The sequence below is a fragment of the Paenibacillus sp. LHD-38 genome (genome assembly GCF_031157315.1).
Lineage (GTDB): Bacteria > Bacillota > Bacilli > Paenibacillales > Paenibacillaceae > Pristimantibacillus.
Genome location: NZ_JAVIFU010000075.1, coordinates 1 through 21,914, shown reverse-complemented (window position 1 = coordinate 21,914; position 21,914 = coordinate 1). Strand labels below are relative to the sequence as shown.

The following is a 21,914-nucleotide window of genomic DNA, read 5'->3' as shown; positions in this document are numbered from 1 at the left end:
AAATGGACACTAGCTACCTGAGCTAAAGGCCCCTTGAGTTTTTAGCCTTTGTCTACGAGTATTTATTTTCAGATAATTCAGATAAATATCCATGTTAGCGTTTATGCAACGCTACTGATATTTTATCTATGTCGAAGGACTAGAATTTACGCCGAGTCTCTGGCATCTTTGCTTGGCGGAGGTATATGATATGGATATAAATTGAAAGGGAGGATGAAATCACTGATGAGTTATGAAACCTATTTTCAAAACTTAAGGGAACAGCAGTTGGACGAGCTGAAGCAATGGTTGTCCATCCCGAGCATATCTGCCCTGTCCGCGCATAAAGCGGATATGAACAAAGCGGCCGAATGGCTTGCGGACGCGCTTACCCGCGCGGGCCTCGAGAACGTGGAAGTGCATCAAACCGACGGCCATCCGATCGTGTATGCCGATCATCTTCATGCTCCCGGCAAACCTACCGTGCTTGTTTACGGCCATTATGACGTGCAGCCAGTCGATCCGCTGCATTTGTGGACGACGCCTCCCTTCGAGCCGGACATCCGGGACGGCAAGCTGTACGCGCGGGGCGCGACGGACGATAAAGGCCAGGTGTTCCTGCATATCAAAGCGATAGAAGCCATATTGAAGCAGGAAGAGCGGCTTCCGGTCAATATCAAGCTGTGCATCGAGGGCGAAGAAGAAGTTTCCAGCCGGAGCCTCCCCCCTTTCTTGACGACGAATCGGGACAAGCTGGCCACTGACGTCGTTCTGATTTCGGACACATCGCTGCTCGAGCCCGGCAAGCCCGCCATCAGTACGGGACTTCGGGGATTGTGTTCGCTTGAGGTCACCGTGAACACCGCGAATACCGATTTGCACTCCGGAACATACGGCGGGGGCGTTCCCAACGCGCTTCATGCCCTCGTCTCATTGCTTGCGACTTTGCACGATGATCGGGGCTGCGTAAGCGTCGACGGATTCTATGAAGGCGTGCCGGAGCTTTCGCCGCTCATGAGAGAAGAGTTTGCCAAGCAGATGCTGGATGAAGATCAATTGAAGGCAAGTCTTGGTCTTGACGCGTTGTACGGCGAAGAAGGCTTCTCCTTTGTGGAACGCGTCGGAGCGAGGCCGACGCTTGAACTGAACGGCGTTTACGGCGGATTTCAGGGCGAAGGCACCAAGACGGTCATTCCGAAGGAGGCGCATGCCAAGATCACCTGCCGCCTAGTTGGAGACCAGGACCCGCAGGACATTCTGGACAAGATCAATCGGCATTTGCAGAAGCATGTTCAGCCCGGCGCGAAGCTGCAAGTCAAAGACGGCGAGAAGGCCCGCGCTTTCAACATCGATCCTTCCGACCGGATGCTGCAGTTGGCTGCGGATGCTTACGAAGACGTCTATGGCACGCGCGCACTGTTCACGAAAGACGGAGGATCGATTCCGATCGTCGAAACCTTCTCTCGCGAACTGGCGGCTCCTGTCGTTATGATGGGCTTTGGTCTTCCGGACGAGAATTTGCATGCGCCGAACGAACATTTTCATCTGTCCAATTTCGACAAAGGGCTTCTAACGATCGTATCGTTCCTGAAGCGGTTATAGGTATGAAAAATCGCGAAGCGGCCGGCTTCGCGATTTTTTTTGACCATCAGGCTGTTCAACGAAAATAAAGTATTAGACCGATATAGTTGTAGACTAGGAAAATAAAGTATTTGACTGACGATGCTTCATTAAGCTAGCGGGCAGGATAGTTTAATGGATGCGCGAAATATATAAAATGTTGAGGTGTTTGCGAAGTTCGCAAGGAGCATGACCTGATAATAAAATAGGTCTTGTTTTCAAGGAGGTAAAACATGGATTACACTTCACCGATTGAAGCGGCGTTAAAGGTGAAACGATGGCCTAAAGATACCATAGCTGCGGGTCGTCGTCATACCGTTGGTCTTAAATCGGACGGAACGGTGACGGCTGTGGGTGATAATAAATATGGCCAATGTGATGTAAGCGGCTGGCGCGATATTGTGGCGGTTGCGGCTGGTAATGTTCATATGGCGACGAACACGGGTAATGCTCATACAATCGGTCTTACATCTGACGGCATGGTGACGGCTGTGGGTTGGAATAAGAATGACCAATGCGATGTAAACGACTGGCGCGATATTGTAGCGGTTGCGGCGGGTTGGCGTCGTACCGTCGGGCTTAAATCGGATGGCACGGTGGTGGCTGTGGGTCGAAATAATGAAGGCCAATGCAATGTAAGCGGCTGGCGTGATATGGTGGCGGTAGCGGCGGGTGACTGGCATACCGTCGGGCTTAAATCGGACGGCACGGTGACGATTGTGGGTAATAATCGGTATGGCCAATGTAATGTAAGCGACTGGCGCGACATAGTGGCGGCAGTGGCGGGTTACCTTCATACCGTCGGGCTTAAATCGGACGGCACGGTGGCGGCTGTGGGTTGGAATAAGCATGTCCAATGCGATGTAAGCGGCTGGAGCGGTATTGTGGCGATAGCGGCGGGTAGTAATCATACAATCGGGCTTAAATCGGACGGCACGGTTGCCGCTATGGGTAGGAATGAGCATGGCCAATGCAATGTAAGTGGCTGGCGCGATATTGTGGCGGTTGCGGCGGGTTGCGCTCATACTCTCGGCCTTAAATCTGACGGCACGATGGTTGCTGTGGGTGATAATGAATATGGCCAATGCGATGTAAGAGGCTGGCGTTGCATCCAACTGCCCGGCAATTAGTTTTAAATATAGGTATTAAGCTAACGGGAAACTATAGTTGAACACAAGGAGCAGCTTCTGAGGCACTGCTCTTTTTCTTTTTTAAGCTAACTGGGAGGATAGTGCAATTGAGCAGCTTCATGAGTTAGGAAAACAAGAGCGAAGGACCATGAGAAATCAAAACGACGCAAGCTGCACGTCTCAAATTGGTAACCGCACTTCCTCTCCCACTTTCGATCTTGTTCTCCATAACAAGACTAATGAAAGAATCACAATCACCAGACACACCCAATAAACCGATCGAAATCCTGTAAACTGGGCAATGATACCACTGCCGAGCGATCCTGCCAGCCTACCGATAGTGGATGCGTTGGTATAGAGCGTTGTGGCTACTCCCGGTGAATCTGGCAGCATATTCGTGAAATAGCTGAGTCCATTGCCCATCACGATCGCCACAAACGTTGCCTGCAGAAGCTGTGCTATGATCAGCTGCATCGGATCATTCGATACACTCAAGATGACGAAATAGAAGACCGCGATAATACTGCCTATCATCAAGAGAGTATGATTTGATATCCTTCTACCAAACGCACCCAGCACCAGCATAATGGGGATTTCAAGGCCGGCACAAATACCTACCACTAACCCAACATCCGTATGCGTACCTTGAAGCTCGTTCACAATAAAGAGCGGCGTGTTGACTAAGTTCATCGCGTTAACCATGAACAGAAGAATAAAGGCGATAAACGGCTGCCTGATCTGCATCCTACTGAGCGACGAGGTACCCGCTGCGTTGCTCTTCCCAGGATTTCTCGGATTTGCTTTCCGACTTGCGAGAAACAGGAATACTAGCGATGCAGTTGTTAGATAAATGGCGGATGTCACCAGGAAGAGACCTTTATAACCGGCGGCCGCCAAAAGGAGAGTCCCTGCCAATGGTCCGATTAGGAATCCTAGAGAGATCAGAGAACGCAACGCAGACATCGCAAACGTTTTGTCGTCGGATTGGCTTGCATTGGCAGATTCTTGTGCGTAAGCATAAATTTGCGGTATGGCGGCAGCTCCAAGTCCACTCAAAATACTGACCACAATCAGCAAAATAAAGAAACTATCGAATGCTAAATACGCAGCATACCCCAAAGCGGATGAAAGCATTGCTGCAATCAACAGCCATTTCCGGTTCAGTCCGCTATCCGAGCGTTTGGCAATGAGAGAGTTCACTACCACACCGCTTAACGAACTTACCGCCATGAACACGCCGAACGCTCCCGTGCTCATCCCTAATTCTTCCGTGAAATACAGGGGGAGATACGGCATTGTAATCGATATACCGATCCCGATCATCAGCATGCAGAAGACGAATATACGGTACCCTTTGATCTCGAACATTTTTTTTAATCGCGTATGCAACCTCTATTCCTCCTTCTATCCGTTTCATTACATTGCCTCACCTGGAAATAAAATCGGGTTGAGGAATGGTGTCCCCAACCCGATGTAACTTTCTGGTACTGACTCCAAGTCAACCGCTTTACTGAAAACCGATATACGAGTTGATCGACCTTCCCCAAGATAATTAAATATCGAGTTTCCGGGTACCGAGCCATTTCACCATTTCTGGATCCCGATGTGAAAAGAATAGGCTCTGTTTCGTATCCAACGCAGCAATCGACTCCATATCCTCATTGTCTAATTCGAAATCGAAGATATTGAAGTTTTCGATAATTCTTTCTTTACGAACCGACTTTGGTATTACAACGACTTCTCTATGTGTTAGCCAACGCAAAACAACCTGGGCAACGGATTTATTATACTTTTCAGCTATAGTTACCAATACCTCATTCTGAAACAAGTTATTTTTCCCTTCAGCAAAAGGAGCCCAAGATTCGATCTGAACATTGTTCTCCTTCATGAATGTTGCACTTTCGATTTGCTGGTTGAAAGGGTGTGTTTCCACTTGGTTTACAGCAGGAACTACTTCATTATGAATAATTAGATCGATTAGACGATCCTCGTTAAAGTTACTTACGCCAATTGCACGGACCTTACCTTCATGATACAACTCCTCCATAGCGCGCCAGGAGCCATACACATCGCCAAAAGGCTGATGAATTAAATATAAATCCAGATAGTCAAGTTGCAATCTTTGCAGTGATCTTTCAAATGCAATCTTTGTACGCTCATAACCAGTATCCTGAACCCATAGTTTCGTAGTGATAAATAACTCATTTCTTGCCACGCCACTCCGTTTAATCGCTGTGCCAACCGCTTCTTCGTTTAGATAAGAGGCAGCAGTATCAATCAGACGATATCCTGAAATAATAGCGTCATGAACACTTTGTTCACATTCATTTGCATCTGCAATTTGAAAAACACCAAAACCGAGTATAGGCATCTCAACACCATTGTTCAGAATTACTTTTTGCACGACAAAATCCTCCAGTATTTTTAAAGTGTAAGTACAGGGAGCCGAAATTCAGCAAGTCGCCTATCTAATGATGCATTGTATACTCGCCAATTACATCCTTATTATGCACCGGATGAAAAAGAGAGCGTTATCTCATTCGTGTCAAATGTTTGCCTAATCCTCTCACTACCTCTTATGTATCAAATGAATATAGGCTATAATCGAACTATAAAAATGACGTAGTAGGAGGGGCTAATGTCTGAAATAATCATGACACAGCAGAATGAACTGGCCAAAATCATTGAGCGTTATTCAGAAAAAGACGGTGTTCATCCCACCGCTATTTCATCCTTATTTTTCATCCGTGTCTCAAATACTAACGTGCCAAGGCCTGGCGTTTACAAGCCTTCCTTATGTATGGTGGTCCAAGGTGCGAAGGAGGTATGGCTTGCTCAGGAGCGCTTTAAATACAGTCCGTCTGGTTACCTTGTTGCATCCATTCACTTGCCGGTTACGGCCCAAGTCACAGAAGCGGCACCGGACGCTCCATATTTGGGTTTCAAACTTGAATTTACACCCAGCCAAATCTTAGAGGTCCTACATGAATCTGAGAAACAAGTGAATCCGAAAGTAGATCCTAAGCGGGCAATGTTTGTCAGCCAGATGGATTCGTCTTTGTTGGATGCGGTCCTCAGGTTAGCTCGTTTGTTAGATAATCCCAAAGATATTCCGATGATTGCTCCATTATTTACGAAGGAGATTCTTTATAGGGTGTTGGAAGGTGAGAATGGAAGTATTTTAGAACAAATTGTAATGGAGGGGAGCTCAATCTATCAAATCAGAGAGGTTATTGAGCACATCATGAATCATTATGATCGTTCTACGCGGATTGAGGAACTTGCCGAAATAGCGAATATGAGTGTCTCCTCGTTTCATAGGCATTTTAAAGAGGTAACTGCTATGAGCCCTATTCAGTTCCAAAAACAACTGAGGCTTCAGGAAGCCCGTCGCCTGCTTTTAACCGAGTCAGCAGATGCCACTGATGTGGCATTTCGAGTTGGCTATGAAAGCCCTTCGCAATTCAGCCGCGAATATTCCCGAATGTTTGGCTTCCCACCAAGACAAGATATAAAGCGGCTGAGAGCATAAAAAGGTTTAGGGAGTTAATTTACGGATTGTAGCAAGGCTCAATTGAGTTCGGGGTTAAACTAACGGGGAGTTGAATAAAACATATGGATGAGCAGGCGCTACGGACGCCTGCTCATTTTAGTAAGCTAACTGGCAGTATGGCGGAGGAATAGCAGGCATTAAAAGGGGATATTTGGTTATTTCTCGAATTTACATTAAGAGCTAAAACTAACTGATAGAAGGTGAGAATATGGATGATTTTCGTTATCCTATTGGGAAATTCGAACAAATAGAGAATCCAACCTCAAAACAACGTAATAAATGGATTGAGGACATTTCGGAAACAGGAAAGATCCTTCGGTTGGCAGTAGAAAACTTAACTATAGAACAACTACTTACCCAATATCGTCCCGGCGGTTGGACTGTCCAACAGGTAATTCACCATTTGGCTGATAATAATATGAACGCCTTTATACGTTTCAAGAAAGCTCTAACTGAGGATAGCCCTGCAGCAAATTCATATCGAGAAGATTTGTGGGCGGAACTGAGCGATTATCGTACACCCATTGAATCTTCGCTGAGTCTCCTCGAATCAATTAACATTCGAATTGTAGCCATACTCCGTGCATTACATCCGTCAGATTTTAAAAGGACATTTACGAGTCCCACCCACGGAGTAATGAGTCTTAATGTTGCGATTCAAAGATATGTTTGGCACGATCGGCATCATATATCTCAAATCGAATCACTAAAAGAACGTATGGGATGGTAAGTAAATATCTTGTATTTGTAAATATGGGTCGATCGAAATAAACAAAGAATTAACCGTTCAAATAAAGTTAACGTTATTTGAACAAACAAGGAGCAGTTTGCTATTTGACTGCTCCCTTTAAGCATGCTTGGTGCTTGAAATCAAGCAATCTCGATCGCCGGCTTCGTCGTGTACACGACTGGGAAATGGTCGCCCTGAAGAATTTCATAGGCCTTCACGTTCACATAATCGTGCATCGGATGGTCCGCAGACGGTTCGTATCTGGTATGACCCGGCATGTAGTGGACCGCAATTGCCCGACGATGCAATTCGGAACGGTTATGCGGGCTACCATGCCAAGTCATACAGTGGTGGTAGCCGACTTGACCCTTCCTGATCTCGAATGGTACGGCCTTTACATCGGCACCCTCCGGCAGCAACTCGGGCTGCTTATGGTACGGCATGAAGTTTTTGTCACTGGCCAAATATTTCTGATGGTTACCCCACTTGTGGCTGCCGGGAACCATCCACATACAGCCGTTCTCAATTACTGCATCGTCCAGCGCCACCCATGCACTGACAAGATCGGCTGGTTGTATGATTGGCCACAGAGGATGATCCTGGTGCCAGCCGGTCGGTCCGCCTGATACCGGGGGCTTGTATTGGACCTGGTCGTGCCAGATGCGCACGGTGTCGGTGCCGGAAAGCTGGGCGATCTCCTCGCAAATCCGTCGGTTCGACGCATGCTTGAAGTAGGCGTCGCTCGCCATCCAGATGTTTACGATTTGCACGACGCGCTCGCTGACCGTCATTTTCATATTGTCGTAGAGCGACCCTGCGTCCACCATGTTATGATTCATAACCGGCTTGTTGACTGTCTTCCCTGCCATCACATCCTGCAACTCTTGTCGGAGCACCTCAACCTCCTCATCGCTTAATATCACATCCCCTTTAAGAAAACCGTCCTGCTCGAACTGATTCACTTGTGCTTCCGTTAACATGTCCCAACACCTCTCTATTAAAATGAAGTTGATTTTGTATGCGCTTTAAATATACATTAGGAGCAATGAGTCGTATTTAGACAAATAACGGAGAGATTTACGTTTTTTCAAGATTTCGATTACAGGAGGACTGATCCGTATGCATTTGGGGTCGCTGTTCGACTGCAACCCCGCGGTGAATTTCGCTAGCCGCGACGTCGCCAATCCGAACGTGCAGTGGGGTCCGCGCTTTATCCCTGACTGGCAGTTCTTTTATGTTATATCCGGTGAAGGCATTCTGCATTTGGGGCCGAGCCGACACAATATCTCGCCTGGCGAATGCGTGTTTTTAGGACCGAACGACGTCCATTTGCTCACGACGACGAAGGCGACCGAATATTACAGCGTTCATTTCATGTTCCACAGTGATTCTCCTGTCCCCGTTCACCCGGCCTACTTAATCCGGGGAGCTTCTGCGGTGCAGCTCGATGCGGAGCCGGAGCGGTTCTGCATCTCAATCCCAGGCGCAGCTGATATCGAATTACCGAACCACTTTTCGATCGTTCACGTGGAGGCACTGTTCGCCCGTATCGTCAAGGAGTATGTCAGAGAAAATGCGGCATATCCGTTCGCTCTGCGCGCTCTGATGATGGAGTTGCTAACGCTGGTCGTTCGCTCGAATTTGAGTGCGCAGGCAGACAAACCAGCCAGTAAGATCGGGCCTGCGCTAGACGCGATGCATGAACAGCCAGGCAGACAGTGGACAGTAGCTGAGCTGGCCGATCTATGCTGCTATCATCCGAGCTATTTCACCGTTATATTCCACCAGGAGGTGGGACAGAATCCGAAGCAGTACCTGATCTCCGAGCGGATCAAACAGGCGAAGCAGTCGCTACTGCGGGGTAAGCCCATCGATGCGATCGCAGCCGGACTCGGTTATGCGAGCATACACTACTTCAGCAACAACTTTAAGAAAGAGACGGGCCTCTCGCCGAGCGAATTCAGACAGCGGCCCTATGCCGCCAAAACAACGGAAAATGAGGGATAGGCATGCCACTAAAATGCCATAGATATAAATTCAGAAAATGACTTAACGGTCTGAGGAGAAAAATATGGAGATTATAATTTTATAAACAATAGAGGCGGTTTATAAGGCTTTAGAATGTCAACCTGGAGATATTTTAGAATGCAAAATCGACTAAGACACTCTAGGATTAAACGATAGTTTAATGCCCAAGGGCTGCTGCGTGGCAGCCTTCGCTCAACTAACGGGTAGTTTAGCGTAGTAGTTGGGCTGATTTTCTTGTGGTAAAATAAGTAAATGGATATAGGGATGGGGGAGAACCTTGGTAGATAACGAATTGTATGTATATCACATTGTTACTAAGAAAAAAATGTCACTGGGACAGGTGATATACTTTGATGACAACCAAAAAAATACCCTGTATCACTTCTTTTTTGAGAAGGAACGATTGAACTCCAAAGGCGAAGACTTTATTCAGATTCTATACGGTCATTATACAGATGAAGGCTTGAAGATGAACAAAGAAAATGCCGAAGTAGCGATTAGTTATGTAGGGCAGACAATTAGAGCTATTAGAGAAGTTATAGTTGAAATGGTAAGACTACAAGAATATCCTGAATACCCTTCAAGATTGTCCTGTTTATACGCTGCTAGAAGCTATAAAGACGCATTGAAATGGAAAGATATATTTGATTCATACAATCGAAAAGTTTTACAACTTGTTAAACTGCAGGTTGTAGGGAGTTTCTTTGAGGGCGATGGAAACCTTTTACCGTAAGAAGATGGGGTTCCCTTCTCCTTGAAAATCGAACAGGCTAGGGCATATTGGAAGGGAAATGTTAAAAATGAACTTCCTGAGCTTTTGATTAATGGAAAAATCGAGGTAGTTGAAATTCTTGAAGATTTCTCCGTTTAATTTACAAGCGTTGCTGAAAGATGAGGAACTTCTTAAAAAATGTATGGGTAAATTCATTGAGCTAACGGAGAACGATAGCATTGCATTAGGGCTGCCAGAGGGCAGCCTTTTCAAATATAACAGTTATCTATGGTGTTAATTTTGATATCCCAAGTGTATAATATTTCCAACAAACTCTTAAAGTTAGGGAGATAGAGATGAAAATACACAAAGAGTCTATTCTGGGGCGCTACATAAAATTATTGCCCCTTGAGTTGGAACATACCCAAGAATTACATAATGCAGGAAACTTTCCTGAGATTTGGACTTATGTCGCCAGAAGGGCGGATACATTAGAAAATACAGAAAAACTAATAAAAGATGCTTTAACCGCAAGAGATAGAGGTACTGAATTTCCGCTTGTTATAATCGATCAAAATACTGATCAAATAGTGGGAAGCACGAGATTTTTGAACATTTCCTTACAGAATCGCAGTTTACAGATAGGCTCGACTTGGCTTTCTCCTCATGTTTGGCGAACACATGTTAATACAGAATGTAAATATTTATTACTACGATATTGTTTTGAAACGTTAGGTACAGTGCGTGTCGAATTTATGACAGATTCTCGAAACGATCGTTCGCAAAAAGCAATTGAAAGAATAGGGGCTATTAAAGAAGGGATATTAAGAAATCATCGTATTTTACCTGATGGCTATATTCGTGATTCAGTGATTTATAGCGTTATAGAGAAAGAATGGACAACAATTAAGAAAAAATTAGAGGAAAATTTAACGCTTAAATGAGTTATTTTTTTCAAGACATACACCCTTTCTCTTTTTAACTGACGTGTAACTATAGCTTAACAATCAACAGGACGAGGCTGCCGAGGGGGGCGACAACTATTCTGACACAGGGGGAAGATGAGGTGACAACAGAACGACATTTGCAACTTTTCTTTAATAATTCAATTGCCAATACTGTAGTTACAGTAGAAAGTGACTGGTATAGGAGGATTTCTAAGCAGACCCTGTTTAGATATTGCTTTGACGATGAGGAATTTGAGCTTTTTGATAAGACAGCTGGATACTACATCTCTCGCCAAGTAGTGAAGCCTAAGTCAATTGAAAAATATGAGAATTTGTTAGAGAGATTATTTCAAAAAGGGATTGAATTAAGGTTTACAACAAATTTAAATCCACTTAGGGAAGCGATATTAGCTTCCGACTTCAAAGGATATGGGATACATAGATTTAATAACGCAAAAAGCCTGTAATTCATTACGCTAACGGCAGGATAGTTTAAATAAAGCCATTCTTCACACTTCCGCTTTATTGGGTTTTAAAGCATAATTATACTGAAGTTCTAACTGATAAAATATTATCAATTATAGAGGGAGGAACCTAAGTGAATAACAGTGTTAATGTCATCAAGGATAGTTGGAATCAATGGGCAGAGACTTGGTATCAAAAGTACAGAACCGATGAAGCCATAACAAAAATCATTACTTCTCCTGAGTCTGCATTTCACCGCATGACTTACTCCATGATTCAAGGGGCTTTACCAGATATGAAAGGCAAACGAGTTTTGGTTCCTTCAAGTGGTGACAATCATGCTGTATTTGCTTTTCATTTAATGGGGGCAAAGGTAACTTCATGTGATATTTCGGAGAAGCAAATAGAAAATGCTTACGCTATTGCAAAGAATAATGGCTGGGATATTGAATTCATACGTGACGATACCATGCAATTATCAAAAATAAACAGTAATGAATATGACTTTGTATACACTTCAAACGGGGTTCATGTTTGGATAAACGACTTGAATTCCATGTACAACAATATTCAGAGGGTACTTAAGCAAAATGGGACATATATAATGTTCGATATACATCCGTTCATGCGTCCTTTTGGAATAACAGCGAGAGAAACCATAACAGTGGAAAAACCATATGACTTAGTAGGGCCTTTTGGCGAAGTGCCAACATATAAGTGGCGAATGCAAGATATTCTGAATGCAATAATGTCCTCAAATCTTACCGTCAGACGAATTGAAGAAATGTATGCGGAGGATGGTTCGTTTTGGGTGGACGATTCAACAGATGAGGGTGAAGGCTTGTCTGAAAAAGATATTGAAAACTATTGCAACTGGCATCTAAACCCATTGGCCGCGATACCTCAATGGTTATCAATAAACGCAACCCATGGCTAGTTGCTAAACTAACTGGTAACGATAGTTCAATAAGAAGAGGGCTACCGACATCATTAGTTCGGCAGCCCTTTTCTCATTTCCAGTCCCAATTTGTTCGTTGTATCAACCAAGAAATAGTGGCAGAAATTCAAGAAAATGATTCTGATGCATACATAAAAATAAGTTGCAAGAATAATACCTTTTTTGTCCAGGCACAGATTGGTGGTTCGCATGAAGATAATATTTATATTGAATTTATAACAGGAAGTAAAGCTTTATTAAAATTTACTAAGGGGTTAAGTGAACTTCTGAAATTTAATGATTCTTACTAATTGGTATTGCGCTAACGGGTACGATAGTGGAGAGTTGCTTCGTGACAGCCTTTATTACGCTAAAGGGCGATAAATTTTCCCCGTATAGATAATGCGATTTCCTCATGTAAACAACGGAGTAGAGGTATAGTATATTTCAAGAAGCTTAACCAGGAGAAAAAGACTACGATTTTGTTGACGACTCATGACATGAAGGATATTGAGGAAATTTGCCCGAGGATGATCATCGTTAATAAAGGAAGCCTAGTTTACGACGGCTCCGTTGCCGCTCTTCGAAGTAAACTTGGAGATGAGCGTCGTGTTGTGATTGAATTCGCTCAAGATCCTGGATCAATTGAGATATTGGGATTAACCTTAATTAAAGAAGAGGGTTCTAGAAAAACATTTCTATTTACTCGGAATGGAACAACGGTTTTTGATTACGTAAGCCGCATTGCCGAGAAATATCCTATTGAGGATGTCTCAATCGAAGATGTAGATATCGAATCAATCATCAGGCGGCTGTATAAGCAATTAGCAGCTGAAGATGAAGAGAGTCAAGGGCGGCAACCCATATTGGTAGGGGGAGCAAATTGAAAACTTATCTCATGTTTACTGCAAAAGCGTTCTCGAATCAGATGGCATATCGCTCTGAAGTCTGGTTTCGATTGCTGGGCAATTTTGTTACGATTCTTATTCAAGTAGCAATTTGGAAAGCGGTAATAGGTAAGGTTGATGTAGGACAAGTTTCCATTGAAACAATGACCACTTATAGCATTCTAAATACTCTGCTCACTGCCTTACTGTTAAACGGGATCAGCGGAAAAGTAGATAGCAGTCTCAAATCTGGTTCGATATCTTCCGAGTTGGTCAAGCCTATTTCCTATCCACTTTATTTGCTATTTGAGGGATTGGGTGGTTCCGTGTATCAACTGGTTTTCACGGCTGTTCCTTCATTTCTCATTGCATGGTTATATTTTGGTATTATGCCGCCTGCTTCACCTATGTTTCTAGCTGCGTACGTGACTGCACTTCTGATGGCGTTGGTCATATCTTTTTTGCTTGGCTACCTAGTATCTTTAATTGCCTTCTGGTTTATGAATCATTTTGCACTCAGTTGGATGCTCGGCGGACTGATAACAATCTTCTCGGGTTCTTTTCTTCCACTATGGCTGTTCCCTCCAACCTGGGAAGGCGTGGCAAAGCTTCTCCCGTTCCAATTTCTTGGTTACGTACCAGCGTCTCTGTATCTAGGTGTAATACCTGCGGAATCTATTCTTGGGGTATTTATAGCAGGGATTATCTGGATTGCAATACTCTTAATAATCGTACAATGGCTCTGGAAAAAAGCAATTAGCCGTTTGGTAATCCAAGGTGGTTGATAGAAAGGCGGACAGAAATGACCTTACCATTATTTTTTAAGTTAGTGCGCCTTTTACTGAAGGAGAGAATGGAATACCGGGCTGATTTTCTCCTCTCTATATGTGCACAGATTATTGCTTATGGCGGAGATTATATTGTCATTTGGATGTTTATACAAAGATTCGATACAATAGCAGGGTGGAACTGGCCAGAGATCGCGTTTCTCTACAGTATTGGACTTTTTACATACGCATTAGGGGCTTCCTTTTCGTTTGTACAGATGAGGGATTTGGAAGAGCAAGTCAAGAACGGCACATTCGATTCATTGTTAATAAAACCTGTGAACCCTTATTTGTTTTTAATTAGTAGGGGGTTTAATCTTGGATATATTGCGCATATACTCATTTCAGCTTCTGTCATGATTTGGGCAATAACTCAATTAGATTTAAAATGGACACTAATCAATGTCTTGTACCTCATCCTGTCGGTGATTAGTGGTGCATTAATTAACGCGGGTATCATGACACTGATAGGGTCAGTATCATTTGTTTGGGTAAGGTCTGGATTTCTGTTCAACTTATTCTTTAGACTTAAGGAATTCATTTCGTTTCCTTTACCTGTATTTGGTGCTCTAATCCAAATATTTCTTACCATTGTAATTCCACTTGCATTCGTAAATTATTATCCTGCTGCATTTCTACTTTCAAAAGACACTTTGGGGTTGCCTACTTGGTCCATGTGGTTCGTCCCAGTGGTTGGACCGATTTGTTACTGGGTGGCATATAGAGCTTGGATGGGTGGAGTTAATAAATATCAGAGCGCAGGTGGCTAATTATTATTTCGGTAACCCAAATCGTATCTCTAGAGGTTTAAGCTAACGGGTATAAGCAAAGTCCGAAATGAAGCTATTATGGTTGAGGTAGCTATTCCGGGTCAACGGTGGGAGATAGAATTTATGGAAGATGGTACATTAGAGGTTGAAAAATTCATCAGCGATGGAGAATTTTATGATTTTAAAGAGATAGAGTCTCTGTTTAAAAATTTCAGTGATTAATTCAGAAATTCATTCAACTAACGGGACACTACAGTTTAACATTCACCAGGACGAGGCTGCCGGCATAAACGGCAGCTTAGTTGAACTAAGTAGGCAGTTTAGTTCAACATGGGGAGAGATTATATGCACTCAGAATATATGTTGAAAAATAATACAAAGATACCTATAGAGAATAAGATTGACCAGATCAATGCTTGTATTGAATTTATCCATGGGAATGCAGCTCTTGAACTTGTATCAATAACATGTGACGATATTGGTTATAAAACTCCAAACTTCACAACCTCTGGTATATTCCATCTGCATGGTCAGGTAAAGCTACATAATGAATTGAAGCCGTGGTGCGTTATTTTAAAAATCATTAAACCGGACACAGCCGAGAAAGAAAACTCTGAACATCACAACTACTGGCGACGTGAAGCACTTGTATTTGAGTCTGGGGTTTTGAGAGAACTTCCTGATTCCATTTACGCAACAGATAGCTATTTGGTTGAAGAACAACAAGATGGTACCATTTGGCTCTGGATGGAATATATAAAAGGCGAATACGCATATACAGTCGAGCAATTTTCTTACATTGCTCGACAATTAGGCCGGTTTAATGGGGCCTATCTTAAAGGAATAAAAACGGTACCGGATCACGAGTGGATATGCAGAGCATGGCTCAAGTCATGGACGACCGCAAGCCGCTTGTATGCTCCTAATATGGAGGCGTATGCAAGCCGAATATCTACGGACAATGAGCGAAGTACATGGGCATGGTATCAAGAGTTCCTCGAAAACATTGATTCTGCAATAGACTCGCTCCAACAGCTACCGCGTGTACTGGCACATCAAGATTTGAGTCAGATGAATATGTTACTCGTTAAAAAAGAAGCGAGTGAAAGTCAACTCATGCTAATTGACTGGCAGTTCATGAGTATATCAGGTATCGGTGAAGACTTAGGTAAATTATTTGGCGTGAACATGAGCCTTGGAATTATTCCATCTGATCAATATATTAGGTTTCAAACCTCTTTATATAATGCTTACATAGAGGGGCTGCGAGATATGGGATGGCAGGGTGACGTAGGATTAGTGAGATATGGATTCTGTATAAGCACAGCCTTGAGAAGTGTTTGGGAGGTCCCACAGTTCTTTTCCATATTGGCTCAGTTTGATGATGAGCCAAACAATACTAAGCTCAAAGAAAGACTTAACCAGCTTGATCGTATTATTACTATACACAAACAAATGGCTATGGAGGCTGATTCTCTTAAGCTTCATTATCATGATAAAGCATTAAGCTAACGGGCAGGAAAGTTCCAATATATGGTACAATGAGGCTGAACCATATTACGGATTTAACCCTTGTAGCCTTAAATTTTCCGATGAAAGGGAATGACCATGAGACGCTTTAAAAAGATGTTTAGAAAAAGAGTTAAACAAAATCCTTATCGCAGTCTGAACATGGAGCTAATTAAGGAATACTCAATGATCATTCCTCGATTGGAACTAAAATCGTGGACTTCTAAGGGATTTGGACACATTAATAGGGCTTAAAATTATTAATTTTTGTGATTGCCTTGGTACATACGGTATGGGAGGCCCTGGTTTTTTTGGTTTACTCATTGAAAGAGAGAACATGAAGGAGTATCTAACTTATGCTGTTTGGGCCTCTAGTGAATATATAGCGATAGATAATAGAGTTCTCGAGTGCCACATAAACTATAATGCTTTACATCGACCTTGGAAATCACAGTGGCCAGGTGAAAGTGAAGAGAATCAATGGGATGAACTCTCAGAAATTCTGAATGGGAGTACAATTATTGGAGTTGATCTTACGGATAGTCAGCTAACGATTGAGATATTGTCAAAGGAAGCAAAACATATCCTAAATTTTTATAAGTACAATAAGAAATTACCACCCCATGGTAACGGGGAAGCAAGAATTCAGGCGTTTAACGAAGGTAACCTAGGTAGTTATATTGTTTTTTGCAATGAAGATGCAGTTTTACACGTCTAGCGAGAGAAAGTTACGATTGAGCTAATGGGTAACCTATAGCTCAATAAATTCGAAGAGACGGCGGCCTTTATTAGCGGCTGCCGTTTTCTCAACTAACGGGCAGCTTAGGCTAGTCATATTGAATAATCATCTACAAGGAGTTGCAGCAAGTTATTGGATGCATGGGCAAGGCATGATGTACTAGTTTAAAAAGATAGGATGTAATTGACATGAAGCTTACAAAGAGGCAGACCTTATTGGGGGTTACGCTTAGCATATCAGCCCCTTACCTTATTTTCCTGCTTGTCGGGTATATTATTTCGAAGCCGCCTAAGGATTTTCAGTATCAAAGTAGCTACTTTATAATTTTCCATCTCACGTGGCCTGTTTATCTAGTTGGAGCTATTTTCACATTTTTACTGTACGCGCTTTGCGTCATAGTAGTAAGAAAAATACGAAAAAAGTAGGATAGGTTTATATTTTTAATAAGGTTAACATATTTGGTTTTCCTAAGTGATGCCATTGAGCCACGATGGATCAAGACATCACAAAATATATTCCAGAGAAAATGAATAATTCATGGGCCTAAGGTCTCTTCGAACTATTAGATTTTGAATAACGGATATAGAAAAATTCATGTGTTATTGAACTAACGGGTACGATAGTGGAGGAGCTGCCGCGGAGCAGCTCCCTTTTTTATTTTCGTTGATGTAAACGGGCAGGATAGTTTAATCACTGTCACGAATATCCTTAACGGAGATAAATATAACAAATGATAAAAGAGTATAAATATCAGTTCAAAAAAGTTTACATCAGCCTTTTCTGGCTTTCTCATCTTTTTGTTGAGCTGGGTTTAAAGCCTCAAGATCGTTTTTATATTACCCTTGCAGTGATGTTTACTTTCTTAATTGGTTTTCTCACTCGCCAACTTCTTTCTTTTCTTCAATCGAAATTCAAATGAAGTTCTTACTTCACAAACCGATTCTAGTGAGCCATTTGAAAGTCCCAGGGGGCACTGCCTCTGGGACTTTTTTGAAAATTCCCATACTTATAGATGCTGTAGTCTAATACTTTATTGCTTATAAAGGTAAGCGTCAAACAGCCCCCACCATGCTTTCATGATGAGGACTGTTGTATACTGCAGCTATTATTGTTGTTTAAATACGCGGCAAACCAGAGGTAGCGCCTGTGACCATTGAATGCGTGATTGGGTAGAAGCCCTTAAAGGTTGACAGTGGCTGAAGCTTTTACTCTCCAACTCTGATACCTTGCCGCGGCCCAGTCAATAAAGAAGCCCGCAGCCAGAAAGATAAGAAACACATTCGGGTAACCATACCTGTTGAAGGCGACGAATGGAACATAGATCACTGTAAAATAGGCCAATGCAAGCAGTAAAAATAAATAGGGAATCTTCTTTTGCCGGAGGGCTTGCATAAGCATAATCAACAGCCCGGCTGCTCCAAGAAGCATAAATACGACATGATAGATGCCCGTGATCCATATATTTACACCAAATACCGTTTTCCAATAGTAAGGAACCTCGTATAATCCAAATACTTTATCGACCGTATACCATTTCAAATATTTCAATGGCTGATGCTGGAAGCCGAAAATTACAATTTTTTGGGCCGTTTCCGCCAGAGCGGCGTCTGAGCCTACAAATAAGTTATCACTGCTGCCCTCGTATTCCGGATGGGCGTCGAAGAAGGCCTTTGAAGGCGCCCCGTAGTGGATAAGCGCACCTAATAGCATCGGATTGCCTGCTGACTGTGTGAATGGAATGAATTTATCAAACGTAATGTAATTCCGAACCCACCATGGAGATAGAAGAAGGATCATCGTTAGCGAAATAACTGCCGTATGCTTCACTATCGTTTTCCAGGATACCCTCTGCACAAGCCATAAAAAGAACCAGACAGCGGGAAAAAGCACCGTATGCGGCTTGAAATAACAAGCTAGTCCAACAAAAACGGCCGCAATAACGTAATATTTCGTTTGCTGGCTCCTTAAGGCGAGAAGGCTGAAGCAAATAAGCAATATGAAAAGGGTGCGGAACATCGTTTCCGATAAAATTGCGCCGGAGGAAAAATAATCGGGCAAATAAAGCGCGGTTGCGATACTGGCAATAATAGCTGCTCTACTATTAAAAAGCTGATTTGCCACTATAAATATCAAATAGATCGAGAAGGCTTGAAGGGCTGCCTGCAGGACTCGGAATGCTACAACCGCTCCATCTCCTTGTCCGAAGATGAGCATGAGACCAGCCAGCACGACCGGCATTCCCGGCATGATGAAAGTTGACGGCTCCTCGCCGCTGTTATAAGCAATCGTGTGCTTATTCAATAAAATCTTAGCGCTATTTACATACTTGACGTCGTCATTGTTTAATTTCTCATAAGACCCAAGCAGAAAGTGATCACCATACAACAGAACAGATGCGGTGCTAATCGAGAAAACGAGAATGATGATTACGAATAAAATGCTGCGAATAGGACGGGATATATGGTTAAGCTTAAACAAAATTTACACACCCTTCTAACTGTATCTACGATGGATATAGAATTGCCCTAACAACTATAATTGAAACGAACGTGGCTTGTACAGCTCATTTTATAAATTGGAATATGTTAAAAACTTTTTCATAATTTCCACTCTTCATTAAGAACGAATAATGAAGCTTTTTTGTTGCGTTAACCTGCCAGTTAGAAAATACATGTATGCACCCGACTGACACTACTCCTCGGTTGAATTTTCTTGGATACCCCTTCTTTTTGCGTTTCGCATCTGCATGTCTGATATTTCGACGGATAAAGTTCCATTTTTGTTGCAAAATGGAACTTATATTTCTGCAAAAGAACTTAAAATGCAGGAACTCCACTTTGTTTATTTGTTTTCATATCCGTCATGTCACAAAATCAAAACGTCATTTGTCTTAATTGCCCAATACCAGCGTAGCTGACACCAGGGGCAAACGACTGTAAGTAAATGTTAATTTCCGGACTTGAAAAGTTCCTCTTTTGATGTGAGTCGGAACAATCCTGTTCAAATTCTCGTTTTTATCTGTGCGATCGATTAGTTACAGCTTCAAAAGCATAAGAGTTCCAATTACAAAAACTAATTAGGAACTTTGATTGATAATTGATAGGGGCAGAGTAAAAAACATAGTGATTATTACCATTTCGTTTCCATGCGTTTGCGGTCTGTGACAGCTACGCTGGTATTACCCCAATTAGATTTATTAAACATGTTTTCTGAATTAGGCAAGACCATACACGACAAAAGTTTTTTAACTTCAGAAATTTAACTTCTGCAGTGATGAGGCTGCCTGATTTTTAAACAGCCTATTTTTTTTGCTCTATTTTTTGCAGAAATTTTAACATTTCAGATTTCTGCCCGTTATACCTATGAAAGGTGGTGAAGCATGGACGCCGGACAGATCAACGAACTACTACAGCCAAAGCTAAATGAAATCCGGCATTATCTGATTAGACTCGGCGCTTCTCAATCCGATGCGGAGGATATACTGCAGGAGACCGTGTATAAGGGATTTCTATACATAGACTCAATTGATAACGGGAAGTTCAGTGCATGGCTGTATAAAGTAGCTATTAACCGCTATTACGATCTTTGCCGTCGAAAAAAGTGGATTATGGTTCCGATCGACACTATGGAAATTCCGGATTCTAAGCTGCCTGAAGATTCTCTACTGCAACAGGAAGAGAAAGAAGAATTGGAAGTTGTTCTCAGTCAGCTTGCTCCGCTTCATAAACAGCTTCTAATCATGAAGTATGAGATGGAACTTCCGTACAAGGAAATAGCGAAGTTGCTGGGGATGCGGATGGAACATGTCAAAGCTGCGTTATACCAGGCAAGACAGCAGTTCAAAAAAAAGTATGGGAGTGAAGTTAGATGAACGGACCGCACAAAGAGGAAGATACGGTAAATATATCTAAAATGATCAAGAAAGCGAAGCGGAAATCAACGATTCGCACGGTTATCATTTCGTTGCTTGTATCTGTAATCGCTCTTTTCGGAGTGATGCTCAGCAATCTCCATTTGACAAGCTGGAGTTATAGCCGTGCGATGAACAATGAGCAAATCATGAAGCTGATCAGTGGACCTAATCAAGTGGAAACAGGTCATGTCAACGACAGCGGTTTTTTGAACGGTAATTTTCAGTTTTATACAGCTAAAGTGATTGAAGGCGTACCTATACCTTGGTCAAATGAAAAAACGAATTATCAAGTTGTTCCCTTTTTTGCGTTTACTACCTTGACGGGAAGTGTCATGCAAACTGTTTCATTAACCGATGCGGCCATGGAAAAACAAGGCTATGAGTATACACGCAGCTATAACGGTTTAAACGGGCAGAGAAAAATGTTGTTTTACATTCCAAAAGTGAATTATAACGGAAAAATCCTTAATGATCTTCCGTTGCTTCAGGAAATGGATCAAGACAAGCTAGTGGAAATGGCAGTATCTTTCGACAAAGAGTATTCTTTAAGCGAAGTGAAACAGATGATTACTCCCGGGTTAACCCAGACCTGGTATTGGGTGGATACGTATGATAATAAACAATTTTATGATCCTTATATAGACGGGGATGGGAATAAGAGTTATGCAACACCTGATAACGAAGATTGGGTTAAAGGCTTTGGCATCTCCCATTCGAATCCGATTGAAGTGACAGAGAGAAAATTCCTGGATGCCTTGGAACAGGGAGTTCAACTGAAAGGACAGTATCATTATGAGTTCAACCGAATCTACAATTATTTGAAAAAGGATAAAGCCAAATCTGATGAGAGTGATGTTCGTATTCTGGGTGTGGTAGTTACAGGGACAGCGATAGAACTTCAGTTGCTAAGTGGCAAGCCTTACGTGAGAGGAGTAACTTTGGGCGCTGTAGTAAATAAATATTAAACCAGCACTTTGTTGAACTAAAGGGGAACTATAGCTAAACAATCACGAGGACAAGGCTGCCGACATAGAACGGCAGCCTCGTTGAACTAAACCAGCTAATATCTTGTCAAGATTTTTCTAATTAACGAACGATTGATTGATGTTATACTGGAAAATGAGCATCCCAAATAACCCTCCTTATTATGATGGAAGGTATTTCATAT

The 21,914-nt window shown here is 42.6% G+C and carries 20 protein-coding genes and 1 pseudogene; 17 read left to right on the top strand and 4 right to left on the bottom strand.

Features of this window, described 5'->3' with window-relative positions:
* The first annotated feature begins 225 nt into the window (after positions 1 to 225).
* Both RCO25_RS32245 and RCO25_RS32240 read left to right on the top strand, forming a co-directional pair.
* Positions 226 to 1,581, top strand: a complete 1,356-nt coding sequence (locus RCO25_RS32245; protein ID WP_309000164.1) for a dipeptidase — start codon at positions 226 to 228, stop codon at positions 1,579 to 1,581.
* A 251-nt stretch (positions 1,582 to 1,832) separates the two neighbouring features.
* On the top strand, positions 1,833 to 2,729 hold the full coding sequence (locus tag RCO25_RS32240; RefSeq protein WP_309000163.1) for an RCC1 domain-containing protein: 897 nt from the start codon (positions 1,833 to 1,835) through the stop codon (positions 2,727 to 2,729).
* Between the two features lie 180 nt (positions 2,730 to 2,909).
* Here RCO25_RS32240 and RCO25_RS32235 read toward each other — a convergent pair whose 3' ends face one another.
* Together RCO25_RS32235 and RCO25_RS32230 are read right to left on the bottom strand one after the other, a co-directional pair.
* Positions 2,910 to 4,118, bottom strand: coding sequence for a sugar efflux transporter (locus tag RCO25_RS32235; protein WP_309000162.1), 1,209 nt, complete (start codon positions 4,116 to 4,118; stop codon positions 2,910 to 2,912).
* Between the two features lie 163 nt (positions 4,119 to 4,281).
* Positions 4,282 to 5,133 carry an aldo/keto reductase gene (locus RCO25_RS32230; protein WP_309000161.1) on the bottom strand — a complete coding sequence of 284 codons (852 nt, stop codon included), beginning with the start codon at positions 5,131 to 5,133 and terminating at the stop codon, positions 4,282 to 4,284.
* Between the two features lie 234 nt (positions 5,134 to 5,367).
* Between RCO25_RS32230 and RCO25_RS32225 the strand changes: the two genes are divergently transcribed.
* Together RCO25_RS32225 and RCO25_RS32220 are read left to right on the top strand one after the other, a co-directional pair.
* Positions 5,368 to 6,261 carry an AraC family transcriptional regulator gene (locus tag RCO25_RS32225; RefSeq protein ID WP_309000160.1) on the top strand — a complete coding sequence of 298 codons (894 nt, stop codon included), beginning with the start codon at positions 5,368 to 5,370 and terminating at the stop codon, positions 6,259 to 6,261.
* Between the two features lie 229 nt (positions 6,262 to 6,490).
* Positions 6,491 to 7,012, top strand: a complete 522-nt coding sequence (locus tag RCO25_RS32220; protein WP_309000159.1) for a YfiT family bacillithiol transferase — start codon at positions 6,491 to 6,493, stop codon at positions 7,010 to 7,012.
* Between the two features lie 140 nt (positions 7,013 to 7,152).
* Here the strand turns inward: RCO25_RS32220 and RCO25_RS32215 are convergent, their stop codons facing one another.
* Positions 7,153 to 7,992: a phytanoyl-CoA dioxygenase family protein gene (locus RCO25_RS32215; protein ID WP_309000158.1), complete on the bottom strand. Its 840-nt coding sequence runs from the start codon at positions 7,990 to 7,992 to the stop codon at positions 7,153 to 7,155.
* 139 nt (positions 7,993 to 8,131) lie between these two features.
* Between RCO25_RS32215 and RCO25_RS32210 the strand changes: the two genes are divergently transcribed.
* The 11 genes and pseudogenes from RCO25_RS32210 to RCO25_RS32155 all read left to right on the top strand — a co-directional run bounded on the left by RCO25_RS32210 (position 8,132) and on the right by RCO25_RS32155 (position 16,812).
* Positions 8,132 to 9,019, top strand: coding sequence for a helix-turn-helix transcriptional regulator (locus RCO25_RS32210; RefSeq protein WP_309000157.1), 888 nt, complete (start codon positions 8,132 to 8,134; stop codon positions 9,017 to 9,019).
* 298 nt (positions 9,020 to 9,317) lie between these two features.
* Positions 9,318 to 9,911: pseudogene (locus tag RCO25_RS32200) on the top strand (DUF2441 domain-containing protein).
* 197 nt (positions 9,912 to 10,108) lie between these two features.
* Positions 10,109 to 10,696 (top strand): GNAT family N-acetyltransferase, encoded by a 588-nt coding sequence (locus RCO25_RS32195; RefSeq protein ID WP_309000156.1) that lies wholly within the window; start codon positions 10,109 to 10,111, stop codon positions 10,694 to 10,696.
* A gap of 38 nt (positions 10,697 to 10,734) precedes the next feature.
* Positions 10,735 to 11,166, top strand: a complete 432-nt coding sequence (locus tag RCO25_RS32190) for a DUF6886 family protein (protein WP_374992209.1) — start codon at positions 10,735 to 10,737, stop codon at positions 11,164 to 11,166.
* A 131-nt stretch (positions 11,167 to 11,297) separates the two neighbouring features.
* Positions 11,298 to 12,101, top strand: a complete 804-nt coding sequence (locus RCO25_RS32185; RefSeq protein ID WP_309000154.1) for a class I SAM-dependent methyltransferase — start codon at positions 11,298 to 11,300, stop codon at positions 12,099 to 12,101.
* The gene (locus tag RCO25_RS32180) at positions 12,071 to 12,412 is read left to right on the top strand and encodes a hypothetical protein (protein ID WP_309000153.1); all 342 of its coding nucleotides are present in this window, start codon (positions 12,071 to 12,073) and stop codon (positions 12,410 to 12,412) included. Before RCO25_RS32185 ends, RCO25_RS32180 begins: the two co-directional genes overlap by 31 nt.
* 219 nt (positions 12,413 to 12,631) lie before the next feature.
* Positions 12,632 to 12,988 (top strand): hypothetical protein, encoded by a 357-nt coding sequence (locus tag RCO25_RS32175; protein WP_309000152.1) that lies wholly within the window; start codon positions 12,632 to 12,634, stop codon positions 12,986 to 12,988.
* Positions 12,985 to 13,773, top strand: a complete 789-nt coding sequence (locus RCO25_RS32170; RefSeq protein WP_309000151.1) for an ABC transporter permease — start codon at positions 12,985 to 12,987, stop codon at positions 13,771 to 13,773. The genes RCO25_RS32175 and RCO25_RS32170 overlap by 4 nt, the downstream gene beginning before the upstream one ends.
* A gap of 17 nt (positions 13,774 to 13,790) precedes the next feature.
* Entirely contained in the window at positions 13,791 to 14,585 is a 795-nt protein-coding gene (locus RCO25_RS32165; protein WP_309000150.1) for an ABC transporter permease, read from the top strand.
* A 345-nt stretch (positions 14,586 to 14,930) separates the two neighbouring features.
* Positions 14,931 to 16,097: a phosphotransferase gene (locus RCO25_RS32160; protein ID WP_309000149.1), complete on the top strand. Its 1,167-nt coding sequence runs from the start codon at positions 14,931 to 14,933 to the stop codon at positions 16,095 to 16,097.
* Between the two features lie 229 nt (positions 16,098 to 16,326).
* Positions 16,327 to 16,812: a hypothetical protein gene (locus RCO25_RS32155; RefSeq protein WP_309000148.1), complete on the top strand. Its 486-nt coding sequence runs from the start codon at positions 16,327 to 16,329 to the stop codon at positions 16,810 to 16,812.
* Between the two features lie 1,200 nt (positions 16,813 to 18,012).
* On the opposite strand, the gene RCO25_RS32150 is transcribed toward RCO25_RS32155, so the two are convergent.
* On the bottom strand, positions 18,013 to 19,311 hold the full coding sequence (locus tag RCO25_RS32150) for a glycosyltransferase family 39 protein (protein WP_309000147.1): 1,299 nt from the start codon (positions 19,309 to 19,311) through the stop codon (positions 18,013 to 18,015).
* 901 nt (positions 19,312 to 20,212) lie between these two features.
* Between RCO25_RS32150 and RCO25_RS32145 the strand changes: the two genes are divergently transcribed.
* Together RCO25_RS32145 and RCO25_RS32140 are read left to right on the top strand one after the other, a co-directional pair.
* A complete protein-coding gene (locus RCO25_RS32145; RefSeq protein WP_309000146.1) occupies positions 20,213 to 20,704 on the top strand; it encodes an RNA polymerase sigma factor in 492 nt (163 codons plus the stop codon).
* On the top strand, positions 20,701 to 21,711 hold the full coding sequence (locus RCO25_RS32140) for an anti sigma factor C-terminal domain-containing protein (RefSeq protein ID WP_309000145.1): 1,011 nt from the start codon (positions 20,701 to 20,703) through the stop codon (positions 21,709 to 21,711). Before RCO25_RS32145 ends, RCO25_RS32140 begins: the two co-directional genes overlap by 4 nt.
* Positions 21,712 to 21,914 lie beyond the last annotated feature (203 nt).

Bases quoted from the DNA above. Each gene is read 5' to 3' on its own strand.
- RCO25_RS32245 (WP_309000164.1), top strand. From the start codon at position 226: ATGAGTTATGAAACCTATTTTCAAAACTTAAGGGAACAGCAGTTGGAC.
- RCO25_RS32240 (WP_309000163.1), top strand. From the start codon at position 1,833: ATGGATTACACTTCACCGATTGAAGCGGCGTTAAAGGTGAAACGATGG.
- RCO25_RS32225 (WP_309000160.1), top strand. From the start codon at position 5,368: ATGTCTGAAATAATCATGACACAGCAGAATGAACTGGCCAAAATCATT.
- RCO25_RS32220 (WP_309000159.1), top strand. From the start codon at position 6,491: ATGGATGATTTTCGTTATCCTATTGGGAAATTCGAACAAATAGAGAAT.
- RCO25_RS32215 (WP_309000158.1), bottom strand. From the start codon at position 7,992: ATGTTAACGGAAGCACAAGTGAATCAGTTCGAGCAGGACGGTTTTCTT.
- RCO25_RS32210 (WP_309000157.1), top strand. From the start codon at position 8,132: ATGCATTTGGGGTCGCTGTTCGACTGCAACCCCGCGGTGAATTTCGCT.
- RCO25_RS32195 (WP_309000156.1), top strand. From the start codon at position 10,109: ATGAAAATACACAAAGAGTCTATTCTGGGGCGCTACATAAAATTATTG.
- RCO25_RS32180 (WP_309000153.1), top strand. From the start codon at position 12,071: ATGGTTATCAATAAACGCAACCCATGGCTAGTTGCTAAACTAACTGGT.
- RCO25_RS32175 (WP_309000152.1), top strand. From the start codon at position 12,632: ATGATCATCGTTAATAAAGGAAGCCTAGTTTACGACGGCTCCGTTGCC.
- RCO25_RS32165 (WP_309000150.1), top strand. From the start codon at position 13,791: ATGACCTTACCATTATTTTTTAAGTTAGTGCGCCTTTTACTGAAGGAG.
- RCO25_RS32160 (WP_309000149.1), top strand. From the start codon at position 14,931: ATGCACTCAGAATATATGTTGAAAAATAATACAAAGATACCTATAGAG.
- RCO25_RS32145 (WP_309000146.1), top strand. From the start codon at position 20,213: ATGGACGCCGGACAGATCAACGAACTACTACAGCCAAAGCTAAATGAA.
- RCO25_RS32140 (WP_309000145.1), top strand. From the start codon at position 20,701: ATGAACGGACCGCACAAAGAGGAAGATACGGTAAATATATCTAAAATG.